We start from the raw sequence: 21,055 nt of genomic DNA, 5'->3' as shown, positions 1-21,055 counted from the left end.
AGCCGCGGACAAATTGACCGCGGCTAGATGTAAACTTTAGATCAATTAGCCCCTGCCTTAATCAGATTAAGTGCAGAACCTGCTTTGAACCATTCGATCTGACCTTCATTGTAAGTATGATTAGCCAAAATAGTGTGGCTGCTGCCATCAGAATGATTAAGCACCAACTCCAAAGGCTCTCCTGGAGCAAAGGAAGTCAAACCATTGATATCGATTGAGTCATCTTCCTGAACCAAGTCATAATCGGAAGGATTGGCAAATGTAAGTGCCAGCATGCCTTGCTTCTTCAGGTTGGTTTCATGAATTCTGGCGAAAGACTTCACTAAAATAGCACGAACTCCCAAGAATCTTGGCTCCATAGCAGCATGCTCTCTGGAGGATCCTTCGCCGTAATTTTCATCACCTACCACAATGGATCCGATTCCTTTGGCTTTGTATTGACGCTGAGTGGCTGGAACTTCTCCGTATTCTCCGGTTAGTTGGTTCTTCACTCTGTTCGTAGAATCGTTGAAGGCGTTTACAGCTCCGATTAGCATGTTATTGGAAATATTATCCAAATGGCCTCTGTATTTCAGCCAAGGACCTGCCATAGAAATATGGTCAGTAGTACACTTGCCTTTTGCTTTGATTAGCAGCTTCAACCCTTTCAGATCAGTACCTTCCCAAGCCGGGAATGATTCCAACAGCTGTAGACGATCGGATTTGGGGTCTACGATGACCTCCACTTTGGACCCGTCCTCTGCAGGAGCTTGATAGCCTGCGTCCTCTACGGCAAAGCCTTTGGTTGGCATTTCAAGTCCACGAGGCTCTTCTAGCTTCACTTGCTCTCCATCAGCGTTGGTCAAGGTATCCGTGATTGGATTGAAGGTCAAATCGCCTGCAATAGCCAATGCAGTCACAATCTCCGGTGAAGCTACGAAGGCATGGGTATTGGGATTACCATCTGCACGCTTGGCAAAGTTTCGGTTGAAGGAGGTAATGATGGAGTTTTTCTCCTGCTTATCTGCTCCATGTCTGGCCCACTGACCAATACAAGGACCGCAGGCATTGGCCAGGACTACGCCTCCCATTTTACCGAAGGTGTCCAAAAACCCATCTCTTTCTACAGTAAATCGCACCTGCTCCGATCCCGGAGTAATGGTGTATTCAGACTTGGCAGTCAGTTTCTTGTCCACAGCTTGCTGAGCCAAAGATGCAGCACGGGAAATGTCTTCGTAAGAGGAATTGGTACAAGAACCAATCAATCCTACTTCCAACTTTGCAGGCCATCCGTTTTCCTTCACAGCATTGGCAAATTTGGAAATTGGCCAAGCCAAATCAGGAGTAAATGGACCATTTACATGAGGCTCAAGTTCGGAAAGATTAATTTCAATAACCTGATCAAAATATTTTTCAGGATTTGCATACACCTCATCATCTCCAGTGAGATGCTCGGCAATAGCATCGGCCATCTCAGCGATATCTGCTCTTCCGGTACCCTTGAGGTAAGCGGCTGATTTCTCATCGTATCCGAAAATGGAAGTAGTTGCACCGATTTCAGCGCCCATATTACAAATGGTGCCTTTACCTGTGGCAGAAAGAGATCTTGCGCCTTCACCAAAATATTCGACAATTGCACCAGTTCCTCCTTTTACAGTAAGGATTCCCGCCACTTTGAGAATTACGTCCTTGGCAGCTGTCCATCCGGACATTTTACCGGTGAGTTTTACTCCGATCAGTTTGGGGAATTTCAACTCCCAAGGCAGACCTGCCATCACATCACAAGCATCAGCACCACCTACCCCAATAGCCACCATTCCCAACCCACCAGCATTTGGTGTGTGGGAATCAGTACCGATCATCATTCCACCTGGGAATGCATAATTTTCCAATACCACTTGGTGAATAATTCCCGCGCCTGGTTTCCAAAATCCGATTCCATATTTATTCGATACAGAAGCCAGAAAATCATACACTTCACGGTTTTTGTCTTTGGCTTTATTTAAGTCTTTTTCTGCTCCGACTTCAGCTTGGATCAAGTGATCACAATGAACCGTAGAGGGGACAGCTACTTGATCCTTACCTGCTTGCATGAATTGGAGCAAAGCCATCTGTGCCGTAGCATCTTGCATGGCTACCCTGTCAGGCTGAAAGTCTACGTAGGATTTTCCTCTTTCATAGGCCTTGGAGGCAGGTCCTTCGGTCAAGTGAGCATAAAGAATTTTCTCTGTCAAAGTCAGGGGTTTGTCTACAGCTTTTCTTGCTGCAGCAATACGATCGGGAAACCGATCATAGACTGCTTTGATCATGTCTATATCAAAAGCCATTATTTTGGATATTTAGGTGGATAAAAGGTTCAAAATTTCGATTGCGAATATAGGTAAAACCCACAAATTTTAAACCCGAGAATTTGTCTAATGGTTTCCTGAGGCTTCATTTTATGAATTCTAAATGCCAAAACTTCATACCACAAACCAGATCATCAGGCATAGAAACACAAATCCAAAAAGGAAAAAAAGAAAGCAATATGGCAAGAGCTTTTTCACCGATACCCCTGAAATGGATAAAAGAGGAAGCGCCCAAAAAGGCTGAAGAAGATTGCTGATCTCATCTCCATAGGCAAATACAAGAGCCATTTTGTGAAATGGAACTCCCAAATTACCGGCAGACTCCATAATCAATGGCCCTTGAATGGCCCATTGCCCTCCTCCGGATGGCACAAAGAAATTGACAAGAGCAGCAGACAGAAAAGTAAAAATGCCCAGGCTACGATCTCCCGAGAGCGAAGAAGTCCATGCTGAAAAGTCCAACAACAAGCCCGATCCTACAATCAACCCCATGATTCCTCCATAAAACGGAAACTGAACAAAAATATCCAAGGCACTTCTCAGGCCCCTGCTGACGGCCATGGTAAATTTTTCCCAGCTTCCATAGGCTAACAAAACCAAGGTGAAAAAGAGAAAAATCACCCAATTCAGTGAAATGGAAGACAATCCTGCCAACTGACCTGATAGTATTCCTGCTCCAAGGGTGAAAATCATCAACAAACCCGCCCAGATTGCAAGAGGATTTTCCTCACCCTTGGATATGGGTTCCAACTTTCGGCCTTTGCCAAGGTCCAATTCTCCTACGGTCACCTTGGCTAATCCATAGGCTAGCAACAAAAACATGCTGACTAAACCGCCCGTAATCAAAAGATTGGTGGTGGAAAAAATTGTTTCTGAGGCAGGTATGATTCCTATTTTGCTTTCTAATGCATGTCCGGACTCGGCAATAGCCAAGAGTGAGGAGCCCGACAATCCTCCGTGCCACACCGCAGAACTGAGGTATCCGCAGGCTGCTAGCAGTTCAAGTTTTGACTTAATTCCATTTTTTACAAGGGCTTCATGAACCATCCTTGAAAAAATAGCTCCGACAACCAACCCGAAACCCCAATTGAGCAAACCTGCTCCCATAGTCATCCCAGCCACTAGCAAAGCAGCACTTGGGAGAGAAGAAGGTCTTTTGGCAAGAGATAAAAGAAAGGCGTGTACAGGCTCATAAATGGCCAAAGCATACCCAAAGACCAGCACCATCATCATCTGCATTGTAAAGGCCAGAAGACTAAAAAAACCAGACTGCCAAGCGTTAAATGAAGCAGAAACAGCATCAATCCAGAGTTGTCCTTCCGACAGATTTTTTCTGATGACCAAAAAGAAAGTGAAAAATGTCAAAAACATGACCAGACCAAAAGGAGAGGCCAAATACCCAAAGTCTTTCTTAATATTTCCTTTTTTCAATTTTTTTTTAGTTAAACTTATTTCAATAAACTAGATTCGTCCTCTGACGATACACCCAAAGTCTGAATTCAAATTATGGAATTCCTAACCAACCCATTTGCAAGCTTTCTCCTTTTTTTTGGATTAGTAGGGGGAATTCTTTCAATCATCTTGGTTTTGAAGCTTCAAAGTTCCATTAAGTGGATGGCTTTGACCTTGCTTGCGTTTTCATTTTGGGGCTTTTTCTACGGAATAGAATTGACGTCCAAAAACGTAGAAGATATGCTGCTTTGGAGCAAGGTACAATATTTGGGATTGTTAGCTGCTCCCACCTTTTGGCTGATTTTCTCTCTTAAATACACAGATTTTGATCCTAAAAAGCTTAAATGGGTTGTCCCTGCCCTATTTGTAATTCCTGCGCTTACCTATTTGGTTGTCTTGACCAATTCCCTTCATCACTGGCATTACAAAAGCAATTGGTTAATCCAGTCAGGGGATTACTTCTTTCTGGGAATTGAAAAAGGACCTTGGTACTATTTCCAAACAATTTATGCCTACCTGACCTATCTCCTGGGCACAATTTTGTTATGGAAAAGGTATCGTTTCTCCAACAAGAGATTTAAACTTCAAACCAAAATCTTGATCGCAGGCGGCGTGATTCCGATTCTGTTCAACATCTTCTATCAAACCTCAATTTTCAAACCTTACGAAGGCTTAGACTTGACCCCCTTCGCTTTTCTGACCTGTTATTTAATTTTGGGATATTTTATAGCAAGGTTTAATCTTTTAGGAGTACAGCCAATTGCTCGAGACCGGATTTTGGAACTGGTCACAAGAGGTCTTATTGTCTTCGATTTCAATCATCGAGTAGTGGACTACAACAGTGCCGCAAAAAAACTATGTTCCCAGCCGGAAGAATTTAAATTGGGAGCAAAAGCGAGCCAACTATTCGGAAACCGACCTGAAATTTTAGAATTGATTGACGAGATCGAACCAAAAACGATAGAAAGTGCCATGGAAATTGAGGGAGAAAAAATAACCCTCAAAATTGAGTCTGTCCCACTGAGAAACAAGAATCAGCTCTACTCAGGGACCTTACTTTTATTTGAAAATATCACGGAGTCCATAAATTCGAAAGAAAAACTACAAAAGCAGGCCCGAGAGCTTCAGCAGCTAAATGACCTAAAGGATAAATTCTTTGGCATCATTTCCCATGACCTGAAAGGCCCCATCTTTGGAGTGAAAGAGTTGATTCACCTTACCCAAAATGGATTGATTTCCGAGCAGGAGTTTATTGAAATGCTTCCTGAGATATCCAAAAACATGGAGCATGTGGCCATCCTTTTGGAAAACCTCCTGGCCTGGACAAGCTCTCAACTAAGAGGTGAATACATGGATTCTCAGACTTTGAATATTTCTACTCTTATCCGGAATCAGAGCAACCTACTCAGCCGCATAGCCAAAGAAAAGAAAATAAGGCTCGAACTTGATCTGAGCGAGGAGATTATGGTCACAGTTGACAAAAACATGATGGAGTTGATTCTAAGGAATCTGATTTCCAATGCCATCAAATTTTCAGATGCAGGCAGTGAAGTTAGGATTTCAACTCAAGTAGAGGAATCATGGGTCACCATCTGTGTCGAGGACCAGGGAATTGGAATCTCTAAAGAAAATCTTGAAAAATTGAATTCCGGGATTTCCTTTACCACTCGTGGTCAAAACAATGAAAGTGGAACTGGTCTGGGGTTGATCCTGGTCAAAGAATACATCATGAAGAATAAAGGGCAACTTCAAATCCAATCCGAATGGGGAAAAGGGTCAAAATTCTGTTTTTCCCTTCCCCTTGCGGAATTACCTCAGGTCCAAGACTAATCCAAATCCAATAAAAACTGCAGCGTATCCTTATTGTCTGCATAATCCCAAGGTTTGGGCTCTTGGGCTTTTCCAAAGGGTATTCTTTCTGGATGGCTGCTTTGATCTCCTACTATACATTGAATTTTTTCTTCTAGATCGACAAGTCTGCGGTCCAGTTCGGTTGGGTCTGAATAAATCTCATAAAAAAGGACAGCTATAGGTGACACTAAAGCTTCACTTGCTTTGACAAGGAGAAACCCGTTATCCAGATGATCTTCTTTATTGACCAGATAGATGGCTTTGTTGTATTCATAATTATTGAGGTACTTGTGGTTTTCCATCACATATCTAAAGCTCTCCATATTGTCCAGCAAGCGATGAAGCACTTGCTCGTTGGGGACAAAAACCTTGGAGACATTTCGACAACCCAATCCGAAAAATGAAAAGATGTCTTTCCCCAGTTCGGTCAATTCTTCATCAGACTCATTTCCTGTAAGGATAGCCACTGAGCTTCTGTTGGCTCGAATGATGTGGGGATACTTTCCGAAATAGTAATGGAAATACCGAGAAGAGTTATCACTTCCTGTAGCGATGTAAGCCTCCTTACCTTTGAGCATTTCCTCAATTTGAATTTGCCCAGAAAATGCCGGCTGAATGGTCAATAGTTGATCGATTAGCCATTTGGAAAAGAAGGAATCTCCTGAGCTCAATTTGACCGACGCAACATGCCCCGAAATCAAAACACACATCAAATCATGAAAACCAACTCCGGGTATATTACCTGCCATGAGCAATCCGATCGATTTGGGTCGCTTAGGCTCTTCAATCCTGTACTGGGAGAGCCACTTTTTGAGATTGGACTCCTCAAGTAAGAGACACAGACCTTTTAAAGCTTGGCTGACCGACCTTTCGTCAAACCAATTGTTTTGGTTGTAAGCTCTTCTGAATAAATCCTCCCTTTCTTCCCCGCTCAAATTGGACAGTCGAGCGCCCAATTTCACCAAGCTGTTTATTCTTTCTGAGAAAGTAATTGATTCCATCATGCGGCAAAGGTACCCAAAAGGAAAAAAGGATGGAATAATTTTAAATTAATTAGTATGACAACTTTTTTGTTGCCTTAATGTTATCCACGTAGTACTTTTGGAAAGAAATAATTGAATAGACCATGGCTATAATGATCACAGACGAATGCATCAACTGCGGTGCATGCGAACCTGAATGTCCTAATACAGCAATTTATGAAGGGGGTGTCGAGTGGACTTGGGGAGGAGGAACTGCTCTCAAGGAGGTCACTTTGGAGGATGGCTCAGTAGTCAGTGGTTCGGAAAAGCAAACTCCGGTTTCTGACGAATTCTACTATATTGTGACTGCCAAGTGTACCGAGTGCAATGGATTCCATGAAGAGCCACAATGTGCAGCTGTTTGTCCGGTGGATTGCTGTGTAGATGATCCTGACCACAGAGAGACTGAAGACGAACTATTGGCAAAAAAGGCCTATCTCCACGGGGAATAAGTTCCCAACTTTATCTGAAAACAGAGACAGCAGACCTAATACGTCTGCTGTTTTTTTATGGAATAATCACTGGAAAAATTCAAAAAAAGACGAGATGAAATTAATTATAGTCTCGGAAGAAAATCGATATTTATTTCTGATTTTAAACACTTTATACCTGTTTTTCTACACATTTTTAAAAAAAAGGAAGAGCAGTTTTGAATTCTAAGTAGGTTTTCTTTTATCTTAGAACCTTAATTTAGAATGTTTTAAAACCCCAAAAGAAAGCACTGTGGAAGATAATAGAGGTTACGACAGAGAGGAAATTTTCTCCAAAAAAGTAAAAGCAGGTAAACGGACTTACTTCTTTGACATCAAATCTACAAGAGGAAATGATTACTATCTGACTATTACAGAGAGTAAAAGAAGAATGAATGGGGATAGCTTCAGCTACGAAAAACATAAAATCTTCCTTTACAAAGAAGACTTCTTCAAATTTGTCAATGCATTGAATGAGGCTGTTGATCATGTGAAAAATGATCTTTTGCCTGATTTTGATTTTGAGCAATACGAAAATGAGGACTCAGAAAGTGAAATGAATGATGAACTCAGATGGGATTAAGTAATCCACTGATTGTTTTTCAATTCTTTTATATTTGAGGAGGCACTGCCTCCTTTTCTTTTGCCCTTATGCAGCGGTTTTTCTTATACATCATTCTGTTTATTGCAGCCTTCTTGGTATTTGGCTGGTATTTTTCCAATATCACTTCCTATCTGGTGATCTCTTTGATTTTAGCAGCCTTGCTGAGACCACTGACCAACAGACTTCATGACATTCACGTTTTGGGGTGGCACATTGCTCGATGGATAGCCATTCTTTTGTCCTTTTCGGCCATTTTACTTCTGATTTTCTTACTCAGCCTTTTGTTTTTTCCATTGATCAATGATCAAATCGAGATTTTGGCAGGGCTCGATTTAGAGACCATATATGCTCAAATGCAAGGCCCATTGGACACGGTGGAGGTGTTCCTTCAGCGAAACAAACTAATGGAAAACCAACCGGGCTATCTTCTCAATGAAATCAAAATTTCAGTGATTGACGCCGTCAAAAACATTGATTTCGGTGGGTTCATCAGAGATTTCATAGGCCTGACCAGTGGAATATTCATAGGAATCATGGCCGTATTTTTCATTACTTTTTTCCTCCTGCTAGAAAACGGTCTCCTAAGAAGAAATCTCCTCGACCTTATTCCCAATGCTTACTTTGAAATATCTGTAGCTACGTTTACCAAGGTCGAAAAGCTTCTTTCCAACTATTTGACGGGGCTTTTTATTCAGCTATTATCCATCTTTTTTATTGCCAGCCTGGGGCTTTCTATCGTAGGTGTAGAGTATGCACTTACGATTGCACTTTTTGCAGCAGTTGCTAACCTCATCCCCTATGCAGGCCCTTTGCTTGGGACTGCTTTTGGAATAATTGTAGGCTTATCCACAGGCATTTTCCCTACAGAACAGGATTACACCTACTTTTTCATCAAGATCATTTCTGTATTTGCTGTAGTACAAATCACTGATAATGTGCTCCTTCAGCCGATGATCTTTTCCAAATCCGTAAAAGCACATCCCCTTGAAATTTTTGTTGTTATCTTTGCCGGGGCAAAAATCGCCGGCGTCCTTGGGATGATCTTTGCCATACCGGTTTATACCATTTTCAGAGTCTCTGTAATGGAACTTTACTCCGGGTACAAATCTTACCGAATTTTCAAAATCAAAGCATAAAATTAATGGCTTTACAATGTGGCATCGTAGGACTACCAAATGTGGGTAAGTCCACCTTGTTTAATGCACTTTCCAGTGCCAAAGCAGAAGCAGCAAACTTTCCTTTTTGCACTATAGAACCCAATGTCGGAGTCGTAACCGTACCAGACAGGAGGCTACAAATACTGGAAGGCTTGGTTAGTCCTCAGCGAGTAGTTCCTACCATCATCGAATTTGTGGATATCGCCGGTCTGGTGAAAGGTGCTTCCAAAGGTGAAGGGCTTGGAAATAAGTTTTTGGCCAATATTCGGGAAGTGGATGCCATCATTCACGTCATCCGATGCTTCGAAGATGACAATATCGTCCACGTAGCGGGAAGCGTTGACCCTATTTTTGACAAGGAAGTCATTGATACGGAGCTTCAGCTGAAAGATTTGGAATCTGTGGAGAAAAAAATCCAGCGAATCGAAAAGATTGCCAAATCAGGAGATGCTAAGGCCAAGAAAGAATTGGAAACCTTAAATCAATTCAAAACTGGTCTTCAGTCGGGACTCAATGCAAGAGCAATTGAGGTGGAAAAGGAGGATTTGGAAGCGGTAAGAGATCTTCACCTCCTAACCATAAAACCTGTTCTCTATGTGGCCAACGTGGATGAAGGAAGTATCCTTACCGGCAACAAATATGTAGATGCACTTCGGGAAAAAGTAAAAGAGGAAAATGCAGATGTGATTGTCCTTTGTGCTGCCATCGAATCTCAAATTGCGGAATTTGAAGATGCTGAAGAAAAAGCCATGTTCCTCTCTGAATATGGATTGGAAGAGAGCGGATTAAATCGGCTTATTTCAGGTGCATATGCATTATTGAATCTCATTACTTATTTCACTGCAGGAGTTCAAGAAGTAAGGGCTTGGACTATTCGCAAAGGATGGAAAGCTCCTCAGGCAGCTGGGGTAATTCATACTGATTTTGAAAGAGGCTTTATCAAAGCGGAGGTAATAAAGCTCACAGACTACCAACAATTCAAAACAGAAGCGGGATGCAGAGAAAATGGAAAAATCTCCATTGAAGGCAAAGAATATGTCGTCCAAGACGGTGATATCATGCATTTTCGATTCAATGTTTGACTTTTTTTCAAATTTATTTGTACTTTTGGCATTGCTTATCCACCCAAAAAAATAAGTATTTTAATAACAATTGTCTCATTTTATTTTTAATACCCCGTGAGAGTTAGACTAATATTTTCACTAAAAAACAAGGGATCCTACCTTCCCTTTCATCACCAGTATATACTGGCGCAGTTCCTAAAAGGATTGATCGTAAAAGGTGGGCGTGAAGAATTCTTCAACTACAACTACTTCAACTTTTCTGGCCTGAAAGGTCAGACTAAAGTGAGTAGAAGTGGCCTTCACTACTATTCAAGCTTGGTCACACTAGTACTCTCCTCTCAGAGTGAAGAGTTTATGGATTACCTTCTTGAGCAAGTGTTTGCTACTTCGAAGATTGAGTTGGGAAACCTGATTCTTTCTCCGGAATACACGGAGATCGAAACAGAACCGGAATTGGAAACCTCCAATAAGTTCGTCTGCATCTCTCCTCTTGTCTTGATCACCCCTGCATTCAATGAGGAAGCTGGAAAAAGATTTATCAATCCTGACAGCGATGAGTTTTCTGATCTTTTGTACGAGTCTACCTTGACTAGAATGGAAAGATCAGGATGGTACACACCAGAGCAAATGGAATCTTTCTACAAGTTCCAGGTAGTTCCTGACATGGTCTATGTGAACAAGCTGAAAGAACAACAGAAGAAATTTGCTAGAATCTATGCAGTTTACGACATGGATGTGAAGTATGAGGTAAGAGGATATACCCTTCCTTTCACCCTTTATGCTGCTCCTGAAGTGCAAGATTTCGTTTTCAAATGCGGTCTTGGTGCCTTTACCCACAAAGGATTTGGTATGCTTGATTTAGCAAATCATCCATCAGGCAACAGAACCACTCCTTATAAATTCAAAAGAGAAGGCTTCGTTCCTTACAAACCAACAGAGAGAGTAAGGCAAAATGTAGCTCCTACGGATACGGAGGATGAGTCCTCAGACGAAAGTCAAGATTCTTAAACATCAAAATCCCCTTTTTCAAAGGGGATTTTTTTATAACCTTCTACGATTGGGCTGGAGATAAACATAGCCCGCCAACTGATCATATCTAGATCCCAAGCCTCGATAGTAGACCAAAACTTCATACTCGTTTTCGGTCTCAAAATGGCTACCCTCCATAGGATCAGTGTCTAGGCCATCGGAAGTCAATTGGCCAAATTGGAAATCATACCACCCCTGTTTGAGAAGCAAAGAAGTAGAATAAACATTGTTTTTGGGATCGTATTTCATTGCCGCTTCGGGAGAATTCCCCCATTGGGTGAGCGAACCCAACATTTTGATTTCTCTTCCCGGGTCTGCCCGAAAATAAAAGGTCGTATAAATGTATTCACTCTCCACTTCGGGATTTCCTCCTGGGCGATCATTGGTGGCCACTACATACTGCCCATTCAAATCCAAATACTGGGAATAAACGCCACCAGGTCGGGGAGTACTTAAAAGGGTTTCTGCAAAAATTATGGTTTCCTCTACCTGTACAGATGCGACATTGGCACCCGTAGCCCTAATGAACCTCAGATCCACAAATCTAAATTCATTTCCTGCTCGAAAAGTACTGGAGCCATCAAAGGGCTCAAAGCGCATGGTCTTTGCATTTTGATTTAAAAAAGTCGGTTTAGACAAATATTTGGCATTATCCCAACGCTGATTTTGGCGAATCAAAACTTTAATCTGAGTAGTGGGGTCAACCACATCTACCTTCGAATAATTGACCACGGCATTGATCTGCTGCAAAGCTCGTCGTTCTTCCGTCTGTGTAGGGGGTACAACAGCTGCCCCTACGGTAAAAAGCTCCTCATAAACCATAAAACGACGGGTAAGGACCACCTCGTCCTCATTCCTGTTTCTATACACTTGCAAAATGTAGTTTCCAGATTTGGTAACTCTGGGAACCTCAAAACGATAGTGGATGTAGGGTATTCTTGTATTCACTGAGTATTCGTAGTCATCTACATTGAACTGGTTGAAGTTGGGAGAAAAATCTGTGTCCCGCAGGGAAGACTTTTGCCAGTCGGCATTGCAATGGATCAATTTTGCGGTGTAAAGCTCAGGATCGTATGCCAAATCATCAAACAACAAAACCAAAGGCCGGGAATCATTGATGCCCACTACTGGTGCATCCAGCATACTTTCCTGATTTAACCCCAAAGGAAAAAGACGAACGGATTGGATATGCTCGGAGTACACCCTATCCTCTAGGATCTGGGCGAAAGAAGCCCCAGAAAGAAGGCAGAAAAAAAGAAGGAATATATTTTTCTTCATCTCTAAAATTAAGAATTCTGGCTGTAGACCAGTGGATTAGCCGAGTTTTTCCTGCAAAGTGGAGACTTGTTCTACAAGTTCCTCCCATTTACTATTGGCTTCAGAAAGGTTTCTTTGGATATGCTCGTAGCTTTCCTGGATTTTACGGGCTTTTTCTTCATCTGAATAAATATCCGGATCAGCCAAAGAAACTTCCGTTTCTGCTTTCAATAATTCCAAGGATTCGATCTCCTTTTCAATCTTTTCTACTTGTTCCTCCAATTTCTTCAAATCTCGTTTTATCTGCTGTGCCTCTGGATCTCTCTGAGAAGAGGTTTGGGCAGTGGATGTTTTGGAAGGTTTGGTTTTAAGCTCCTGGGAAGGGGTTTCTACCTGTTGACTTTTCCAAAATTCGTACTCCTCATACGTACCGGGATATTCCTTGATCTCGTGATTCTCGATATACCAAATTTTGTTGGCTACTCCTTTGATAAAATGACGATCATGGGATACGGTAATAAATGTCCCTTCGTACTGCTGTAGCGCTTGAATCAAAATATTAACTGACTGAAAATCAAGATGGTTAGTAGGCTCATCCAAAAGCAGGAAATTAGCTTCAGAAATCAGGGTTTTCGCCAAAGCAACTCTGGATTTTTCTCCTCCTGAGAGCACCTTGATCTTCTTAAACACCTCATCATTGGTAAAGAGAAAACAACCCAACACATTTCTAAGCTCTGTTTCGGTCTTTCCGCTTCCGGCTTGAGACATTTCCTGGATGATTTCATTGTCCAAGGTCAGGGCTTCCAACTGATGCTGTGCAAAAAAGGACTTGATTACATTGTGCCCCTCGGTGCGTACCCCCTGGATCTTTTCAGACCCGTCAATGATTCGGAGAAGGGTGGATTTACCTTTTCCGTTAGCTCCGATCAAAGCAATCTTATCCCCTCTTTCTATCCTTGCCGTGGTGTTTTGCAGGATTTTCAAATCTCCGTAGGCTTTGGAAACCTGATCCAGAATGACGACATCTCTTCCGGATTTTTGAGAAAATTTGAATTTAAAATTCACAAATGCCTCGTCGTCTACCACCTCATGTACCCTGTCCATTCTTTCCAAAGCCTTGATTCTGGATTGGACTTGGTTGGACTTGGTGGCCTTTGCCCGAAATCGCTCAATAAATCGCTCCGTCTGCTTGATCATCTGCTGTTGATTTTCATAGGCATTTTGCTGGAGCTCCATCCTCAGCTTTTTTTCCTCTTTGTAGAAAGAATAATTGCCCGGATAGGTAGTCAGGGTCTGATTGGCTACCTCTACAGTGGTACTGATGCAATTATCCAAAAAAGTCTGATCGTGAGATACCACTACCACCGCGCCTTCGTAATTCTTCAGGTAGTTTTCTACCCATTGGATAGAAGGTAGGTCCAAGTGGTTGGTCGGTTCATCGAGCATAAGCAAGGATGGCTTTTCCAATAGAAGTTTGGCCAACATGACCCGCATTCTCCAGCCTCCGGAAAACTGACGAAGTGGCTTTGACAAATCAGCTGTCTTAAAACCAATCCCTTCCAATACTTCCTCCGCTTTTGCCTTGATGGTATAGCCTTCATTACTTTCAAAGCGATCCTGAAGCTGAGCCAGTTTATTGATGATTTCGTCCGAATAGTCGGTTTCCATCTGCTTGAGTACCTTATCGATTTCTTCCTGTAGTGCCAAAGTCTCCTTGAAAGCTTCCAATGCAACATTGAGGATCGAGTCATCTGACTGGTAGGAAAGCAAATCCTGATTCAGAAAGCCTATGGTACAATCTTTTGCTTTCTGCACCTCCCCTGTCGTAGCCTGATAGTCTCCGTTTATTATTTTCAGCAAAGTGGATTTGCCTGTGCCATTCTGGCCGACAAGTCCTATTTTGTCTTTGGGTTTGATATGTAAATTGGCGTTTTCATAAAGTGCACGCCCGCCTATGAAATAAGAAAGATTACTAATCGATAACATGCCTCAAAAATAACCAAAGGCCCGCTTATACCGCTTCTCTGGGAAAACAATCTGAAAGGTTTTAGCTTAAATGCTGTAAATAAAATCATCTATGAGACTATTTCGAATTTCAATCCTATTCTTCTCCCTTTCAATAATCACCCTTTCCGGGAGTTGTCAAGGGAAGCTTTCTCAGGTCAAAACCGCCAATAGCAGCAACAAAAGGGATATCCGATCAGCAAAAGCGGATGTCAAACTGGATCAAATCCGCCTACTTCCCGGGTTTAAAATAGAGGTTTGGGCGGCAGACGTACCCAATGCACGCTCTATGGCCATGTCTGAGGAAGGAATTGTCTTTGTCGGCAACAGACAAGGGAACAGTGTCTTTGCCCTCGTCGATGAAAATGCCGATGGCAAGGCTGACTCCAAATTCATCCTTGCTGAAGGACTGAGGATGCCCAATGGAGTAGCCTACAAAGATGGTGACCTCTATGTGGCAGAAGTCAGCAGAATTCTCAAGTTCAAAGACATCAAAAACAATCTCAACAATCCAAAATACGAGGTCATTTACGATGGATATCCTACGGAAAGACATCATGGCTGGAAGTTTATTGCCTTTGGTCCGGATGGGATGCTCTATGTACCCGTGGGCGCACCATGCAATATCTGTGAATCAGAAGATGAAATTTTTGCCAGCATCACCCGATTGGATGTAAGCAAAGCAGGAAGCAAACCAGAAGTATTTGCTCATGGAGTCAGAAATTCGGTCGGCTTTGATTGGCATCCGGTGACCAAAGAGCTTTGGTTTACTGACAATGGTAGGGATATGATGGGAGATGATATTCCGGACTGTGAATTGAACCGGGCAACCCAAAAAGGACAGCATTTTGGCTACCCTTATTGGCACGCAGGAAATGTAAAGGATCCTGAATTTGGTGGAAAAGGAAAAGAAGCCGCAGCCTATGTGGCACCTGTTGCCAAATTGGGAGCTCATACCGCCCCGCTTGGAATGCGATTTTATGAGGGAGGTATGTTCCCAACGACATTTAAAAACAACGCAATCATTGCCAAGCATGGCAGCTGGAATCGCAGCAAAAAATCAGGATACGAAGTGGATTGGGTTCAGGTAAATAGCAACGGTCAGGTGACAGAAAGAAAAACTTTTGCCTCAGGTTGGCTTGATGAAGCAAGTCAGGAAGTATGGGGCCGCCCGGTAGATGTGCAGGAACTACCCGACGGAAGCATCCTGATCTCCGACGACATGGCCAATTGCATTTATAGAGTCACTTACACCAAACCATAAAAAAAGGGAGAAACTATCTCCCTTTTTCATTTACTTCAGCCATTCCGGCTTGGTAGTGATTACCTCTGCTTGTAGCTGATTTAGTAAGTTGTACAAGCCGAAATAGGTTCTGTTGATATACAAGCCGTGGCGCGAACCTCTCGCCTGTCGTGATTTCTTAAACATCTTGTCATTCGAAATACGATCTCCAAGCTGGAAGATTTGCTCAAAATAGCTATCGTCTGAGAAATCGAAACGATCCACATGGAAAGGCTTACCCAAAAGAGAAATCATTTCCTTAAAAACTCCTTTGAAATAGGTCTTTTCTTCAGGTGTATCCTTATCTGAGATAAAATCCAAGGAATAAAAGATTTGATTCAATTCTTCCTCCTTCACTGCCAAATCCTTTTTGATCAGGGAAAAATACCCTTGATAAAAATCCTCAGGAATGACTTTGACACAGCCAAAATCAATAATTCCCAAGACACCATCATCTTGCACAATAAAGTTTCCCGGATGAGGATCTGCATGGACTTGCTTCAAATTGTGAACCTGATGGTGGTAGAAGTCCCACAAGGCTTGTCCGATTTGATTCTTTAATTCTTGAGAAGGATTGGTTTCCATCCATTCCTTGATATGCTTGCCGGATATCCAATCCATGGTAATCACTCGCTCCGCACTGAATTCGTGATAATAAGTTGGAAACCGGAGATTGGGGATGTGAGCACATGCAGCGGAAATCTCCTGAGAACGCTCCACTTCCAAGTGATAATCTGTCTCCTCTACCAATCGCTCCTCCACTTCTTCCATGTAGTGATCCAGCTCTTTCTCATTCATATTGAGAAGGCGCAATGCAAAAGGACGAACCAACTTTAGATCAGAGCTTACCGAATCAGCTACTCCGGGATATTGAATTTTTACTGCAAGAGTTTTCCCATGAAGCGTAGCCTGATGTACCTGCCCGATAGAGGCTGCATTGACAGCTGAGCGGGTGAAGGTGTCAAACATTTGCTCAGGAGTTTTTCCAAAATACCTTTGAAAGGTTTTGACAACCAGAGGATAAGAGAGAGGCGGAGCTGAGTACTGAGCCATAGTAAACTTATCCTGATAGGCTCTGGGCAATAGATTCTTGTCCATGGACATCATCTGAGCCACTTTGAGTGCAGATCCTTTTAGCTGACTGAGCGAATTGTAAATATCTTCTGCATTGTTTTGATGAAGCACTTCCTTGTCCAAAGAAGGATTGACCATCTTTTTGGCATAATGCTTCACGTAGTTTCCTCCTACTTTTGCACCTGTGGAGATAAATTTGGCCGCCCGCTGCACTTTGGAAACCGGGATGGCTTCCTGTTCTTTTACTTTTCCAGCCATGATTTATTTGTTTTGATATAGAAATTTGGCAAAATCCAAGAAGCTGTCAAGTGCACTTTTCCCCATGAGGTCAAAAGCCAAATTGACGGATTTTTCGATCGCGGCATCGGTCTTTTCGAATCGTGGACTTCGGTCATCCAGCCAGTATCGGAACACGAATAATACCTGAAGCCAAAGAGCTTCGTCGTATTTGTCAGAAATAATCGGACGGCTGGCTATTTCCTGAGTCTCCTTTCCTTCCAAGATAATCTCTCCTGCAAAATCCTTGAACTTCTCTTTGAATTCACGGGCATCTGCAGGCAGTCCTTTGAATGATTTGGACTTATCCTCGTACAGGCTGAGGAGATACGACCTGTTTTTTTTCAGTTCTTCAATCCAGGTGAAAAGGAAGGAAAGAAACTTCTCTCTGGCGCTGTATTCTTTAAATACTTCCTGACTCTCTACCGCCTGAAGGGTGGAATCATAAATTGAAACCCAAATAGCAGATTTGACAGACTCAAAAGATGTGAAAAAGGTGTAGAACTCTTCCTCTTTCATTTTGAGGTCCTTGGTAAACTTGAAAATGGATTTAGGCTCAGCCCCATGCTCCAAGACATAGGTTTTGAATCCATCCAAAATCAATTGCTGAATGTCTTTCTTTGAAGTTTTTTTGACAGTTGTCTTTTCCATGAACTTATTGGTATTCTTCCCTATAACATCCAGCTTAGGCAACAGGTTTAGGGAAAAAGAAAAAAAGCCGGAAAAGAATTCCGGCTTTTAATTCAATTGAACTGGGAAAGTCAGGATTTTACTTTCTCTACGACCAAATTGTGATTGGTATAAATGCAGACATCAGCTGCGATATGAAGACTCTCCCTGACCATTTGTTCCGCGCTTAGCTGAGGTGCAAATTTCTTCAAAGCCCTTGCCGCAGACTGTGCAAACATACTTCCTGAACCAATAGTGGCAATTTCCATATCCGGCTCGATTACGTCTCCTGTACCGGAAATGATCAGAATATCGTCTTTGTCAGCTACTATCATCATAGCTTCAAGTCGGCTGAGCATTCGATCCATTCTCCATTCTTTGGCTAGTTCTACAGCCGCTCTTTTCATGTTATTCCCAAAGGAATTGAGCTTTTCTTCAAATTTTTCCAAAAGCGTAAAAGCATCAGCAGTAGAACCGGCAAATCCAGTGATGATTTTTCCACCCTGAAGTACACGAATCTTCTTTACTGAACTTTTTGCAACTGTATTCCCTAAGGTAGCCTGTCCGTCCGCACCGACGACTACTTCGCCATTGTGCCGAATCGCCACTACCGTTGTTGATTTGATTTTTTCCATGTGGTTCTGTTAATAGTTATTGGTTACTCAGTGATAAGTATCAGGAGTTTTTCTAAAAAACAGCAAAAACTAATTCCTAATTACAAGTATCTGGATATCCTCTATACTCAATAACCGTTCTTAAGCAAAAAGTCCTGTAAAAACAGGACTTTTTGACAGGTATTTCTTTTAGATCAATATTCTGACTGGATCTTCGAGCAAACTTTTCAGGGTCAGCAAGAAAGCAGAACCTACCGCACCGTCCACTACTCTGTGGTCACAGGAAAGCGTCACTTTCATCACGTTGCCAATCTTCATCTGACCATCTTTGACAATGACGGTTTCTTTGATTCCGCCCACTGCCAAAATACAGGCATCCGGTGGATTGATGATGGCGGTAAATTCTTCGATTCCAAACATACCCAAGTTGGAAATAGTGAAGGTATTTCCTTCCCAATCTTTAGGCTGCAATTCCTTATTCTTGGCTTTTGCTCCCAGGGTTTTTGCCTGATTGGAGATTTGAGAAAGGGAAAGATTGTCAGCAAATCGTATCACCGGAACCAAAAGACCTTCCTCAACAGCTACCGCCATACCGATGTGGATGTGATCGTTGTATCGGATTTTATCACCCAACCAGCTAGAGTTCACTTTTGGATGCTGTCTCAATGCAGCAGCGGCAGCTTTGATGACCATATCATTAAAGGAAATCTTCACCGGCGAGATCTCGTTCATGCTCTTTCTTGCTTCCATGGCCTTGTCCATGTTGATTTCCATGGTCAGGTAGAAGTGAGGAGCGCCAAACTTACTCTCTGCCAATCGCTTGGCAATGGTTTTTCTCATCTGAGACACCTTCTCCTCTCGATAGCTTTCTTGGCCAATAGCAGGAGCAGCAGAAGCGCCTGAAGCCTGAGTGGCAACTGGACTTGCAGCAGCAGGAACGAAGTTTTCTACGTCTTTTTTAACAATTCTTCCGCCTTCTCCGGATCCTGGCACTTGGCGTATATCAAATCCTTTCTCTTCAGCAATTTTTTTAGCCAAAGGAGAGGCTTTTACACGTTCTCCTGAAGCGGTTTGAACTGGCTGTGATGGAGTTGTAGCCTCCGCTTTAACCTCTTTCTTTGGTTCTTCTTTAGTCTCAGCTTTTGGCTCTTCGGGGGTTTCCTCAGCTGATCCTTCGTTTTCATGAGCCTTGAGCAGGGTTTTATAATCTGCATCTTTTTCACCGATGACAGCAATGACTCCATCTACCGGGACACTGTTACCTTCCTCTACACCTATATAGAGAAGAACTCCATCCTCATAGGACTCCAATTCCATGGTAGCTTTATCGGTTTCGACTTCGGCGATGATTTCGCCGGCTTTTACTGCATCTCCAACCTTCTTCAGCCAAGATGCAATCGTACCCTCCTGCATGGTATCACTCATTTTTGGCATGGTGATCACGGTCGCATTGATGCTGGAGGTATCGATTTTTTCAGCAGCTTTTTCAGATTTCTTGGGAGCCTCAGCTTTGGGTTCTTCTTTTTCCTCCTTTTTTGCAGGGGCCTCAGAAGCCCCGTTTAGAAGATGTTGGTAATCTTCTCCCTTTTCACCGATGATAGCAATAATCCCGTTGACAGGGACAGAATCTTTTTCTTTTACTCCTATATATAAAAGTACACCCTCCTCATAGGATTCCAGCTCCATGGTTGCTTTGTCGGTCTCGACTTCAGCAAGGATATCTCCAGGTTTTACAGAATCTCCTACTTTTTTCAACCAAGAAGCGATCACCCCTTCTTCCATGGTGTCACTCATTTTTGGCATTCTGATTATTTCGGCCATAGGTAATTTTTCGAGCTTGTTCGTTAATAAAGTGTCCAAAAATAGTTTTTAAAAACGCTTTATTCAAATTTATATCTTCTATTTTGAGCATGGTTTTTGGGTAAGCAGAGCAATGCCAGTCATCAGCAATTCACAGTTCATCCGCCCTAAGTGGCTCTTCAATGGACACTTGGAGACCATTTATCCCGCATTTTTCAGAAAAGTATCTCCACAAAAACCCCATCATGAAAAAATAAAAACTTCTGATGGTGATTTCTTGGAACTGGATTGGTATTCACAGGGTAGTCAACGATTGGTCATTGTCAGCCACGGTTTGGAAGGCAACAGTACCCGCCCCTATGTGCTTGGAATGGTTCGAGAGTTTATCCGAAGAGGGTTTGATGTCCTAGCGTGGAACTATAGAGGTTGCGGAACAGAAATGAACCAAAAGCCGATTTTTTACCACAGTGGCGCCACCTATGATCTGGATACAGTAGTCGATCACGCAGGCAAAAAATATCAGGAGATCAACCTGATCGGCTTTAGCTTAGGAGGAAATCTGACTTTGAAGTATCTGGGAGAAAAAAGAATCCGAAATCCCAAAATCAGGAAAGCTGTTGCGATTTCAGTTCCGGTAGATCTGGCCAAATCCTGCGATAAAATCTCATCGGGAGAAAATATCATTTATTCCAAGCGGTTTCTATCCACACTGAAAGAAAAGGTGATTCGCAAATCCCAACTATTCCCCGGAGAATTGCCCATTCAAGACCTATCCAAAGTAAAGACACTCAGAGATTTTGACGACTTTTTCACAGGTCCCCTGCATGGATTTCAGGATGCGGCTGAATATTACGAGGTCAATTCCTCCGTTCAGTTCTTAGACCAAATTGAAGTACCCACACTCCTTCTCAATGCTCAAAATGATCCTTTCTTGAGCGAAACCTGCTTTCCGGTGAGAATTTGCAGAAAATCAGAAACCGTACATCTGGAAATCCCAAAACACGGAGGGCATGTGGGCTTTACTCCAAGACATTCAGAAAAAAGCCATTATTCTGAGCAAAGAGCAGTTGAATTTATAACAGCCGATCTCTAACTTCCCCAAA

17 protein-coding genes are annotated in these 21,055 nt (G+C 42.5%); 8 read left to right on the top strand and 9 right to left on the bottom strand.

Translation table 11 applies throughout. The annotated features are described in order from the left end of the window. Positions 1-41 precede the first annotated feature (41 nt). Positions 42-2,306, bottom strand: coding sequence for an aconitate hydratase (locus AAA938_RS03845; RefSeq protein ID WP_338227321.1), 2,265 nt, complete (start codon positions 2,304-2,306; stop codon positions 42-44). A 135-nt stretch (positions 2,307-2,441) separates the two neighbouring features. Beyond that, positions 2,442-3,758 (bottom strand): TIGR00366 family protein, encoded by a 1,317-nt coding sequence (locus AAA938_RS03840; protein WP_338227320.1) that lies wholly within the window; start codon positions 3,756-3,758, stop codon positions 2,442-2,444. 75 nt (positions 3,759-3,833) lie between these two features. Between AAA938_RS03840 and AAA938_RS03835 the strand changes: the two genes are divergently transcribed. Next, a complete protein-coding gene (locus AAA938_RS03835; RefSeq protein WP_338227319.1) occupies positions 3,834-5,609 on the top strand; it encodes a sensor histidine kinase in 1,776 nt (591 codons plus the stop codon). Here the strand turns inward: AAA938_RS03835 and AAA938_RS03830 are convergent. Beyond that, entirely contained in the window at positions 5,606-6,634 is a 1,029-nt protein-coding gene (locus tag AAA938_RS03830) for an aldehyde dehydrogenase family protein (RefSeq protein ID WP_338227318.1), read from the bottom strand. The genes AAA938_RS03835 and AAA938_RS03830 overlap by 4 nt on opposite strands. Positions 6,635-6,756: 122 nt before the next feature. Between AAA938_RS03830 and AAA938_RS03825 the strand changes: the two genes are divergently transcribed. The 5 genes from AAA938_RS03825 to cas6 all read left to right on the top strand — a co-directional run bounded on the left by AAA938_RS03825 (position 6,757) and on the right by cas6 (position 10,955). Next, entirely contained in the window at positions 6,757-7,104 is a 348-nt protein-coding gene (locus AAA938_RS03825) for a 4Fe-4S binding protein (protein ID WP_338227317.1), read from the top strand. Positions 7,105-7,375: 271 nt separating this feature from the next. Then, on the top strand, positions 7,376-7,705 hold the full coding sequence (locus AAA938_RS03820; protein WP_338227316.1) for a DUF3276 family protein: 330 nt from the start codon (positions 7,376-7,378) through the stop codon (positions 7,703-7,705). A 68-nt stretch (positions 7,706-7,773) separates the two neighbouring features. After that, positions 7,774-8,862 (top strand): AI-2E family transporter, encoded by a 1,089-nt coding sequence (locus AAA938_RS03815; protein ID WP_338227315.1) that lies wholly within the window; start codon positions 7,774-7,776, stop codon positions 8,860-8,862. A gap of 5 nt (positions 8,863-8,867) precedes the next feature. Further along, positions 8,868-9,965, top strand: a complete 1,098-nt coding sequence (gene ychF, locus AAA938_RS03810; protein WP_338227314.1) for a redox-regulated ATPase YchF — start codon at positions 8,868-8,870, stop codon at positions 9,963-9,965. Between the two features lie 96 nt (positions 9,966-10,061). Continuing rightward, a complete protein-coding gene (gene cas6 / locus AAA938_RS03805; RefSeq protein ID WP_338227313.1) occupies positions 10,062-10,955 on the top strand; it encodes a CRISPR-associated endoribonuclease Cas6 in 894 nt (297 codons plus the stop codon). A gap of 33 nt (positions 10,956-10,988) precedes the next feature. Here the strand turns inward: cas6 and AAA938_RS03800 are convergent, their stop codons facing one another. Then, entirely contained in the window at positions 10,989-12,254 is a 1,266-nt protein-coding gene (locus AAA938_RS03800) for a type IX secretion system plug protein (protein WP_338227312.1), read from the bottom strand. Positions 12,255-12,290: 36 nt separating this feature from the next. Next, entirely contained in the window at positions 12,291-14,219 is a 1,929-nt protein-coding gene (abc-f, locus tag AAA938_RS03795; protein ID WP_338227311.1) for a ribosomal protection-like ABC-F family protein, read from the bottom strand. A gap of 91 nt (positions 14,220-14,310) precedes the next feature. Here abc-f and AAA938_RS03790 point away from each other — a divergent pair, with 91 nt between their 5' ends. Then, positions 14,311-15,501, top strand: a complete 1,191-nt coding sequence (locus tag AAA938_RS03790) for a PQQ-dependent sugar dehydrogenase (protein WP_338227310.1) — start codon at positions 14,311-14,313, stop codon at positions 15,499-15,501. Between the two features lie 30 nt (positions 15,502-15,531). Here the strand turns inward: AAA938_RS03790 and AAA938_RS03785 are convergent, their stop codons facing one another. The 4 genes from AAA938_RS03785 to AAA938_RS03770 form a co-directional block, all read right to left on the bottom strand. Next, on the bottom strand, positions 15,532-16,851 hold the full coding sequence (locus tag AAA938_RS03785) for an ABC1 kinase family protein (protein WP_338227309.1): 1,320 nt from the start codon (positions 16,849-16,851) through the stop codon (positions 15,532-15,534). Between the two features lie 3 nt (positions 16,852-16,854). After that, on the bottom strand, positions 16,855-17,520 hold the full coding sequence (locus AAA938_RS03780) for a TetR family transcriptional regulator C-terminal domain-containing protein (RefSeq protein ID WP_338227308.1): 666 nt from the start codon (positions 17,518-17,520) through the stop codon (positions 16,855-16,857). Positions 17,521-17,630: 110 nt separating this feature from the next. Next, on the bottom strand, positions 17,631-18,173 hold the full coding sequence (hslV, locus tag AAA938_RS03775; protein ID WP_338227307.1) for an ATP-dependent protease subunit HslV: 543 nt from the start codon (positions 18,171-18,173) through the stop codon (positions 17,631-17,633). Positions 18,174-18,341: 168 nt separating this feature from the next. Then, positions 18,342-19,973: a pyruvate dehydrogenase complex dihydrolipoamide acetyltransferase gene (locus AAA938_RS03770; protein WP_338227306.1), complete on the bottom strand. Its 1,632-nt coding sequence runs from the start codon at positions 19,971-19,973 to the stop codon at positions 18,342-18,344. Positions 19,974-20,085: 112 nt separating this feature from the next. Between AAA938_RS03770 and AAA938_RS03765 the strand changes: the two genes are divergently transcribed. Beyond that, complete coding sequence (locus AAA938_RS03765; RefSeq protein ID WP_338227305.1) at positions 20,086-21,045, top strand: YheT family hydrolase; 960 nt, start codon at positions 20,086-20,088, stop codon at positions 21,043-21,045. Positions 21,046-21,055: the final 10 nt, after the last annotated feature.

This window comes from Algoriphagus taiwanensis (assembly GCF_036245645.1).
Classification (GTDB): Bacteria; Bacteroidota; Bacteroidia; order Cytophagales; family Cyclobacteriaceae; genus Algoriphagus; species Algoriphagus taiwanensis.
The sequence above is the reverse complement of the archived record's forward strand: the minus strand, read 5'-3'. Positions and strand labels throughout refer to the sequence as shown.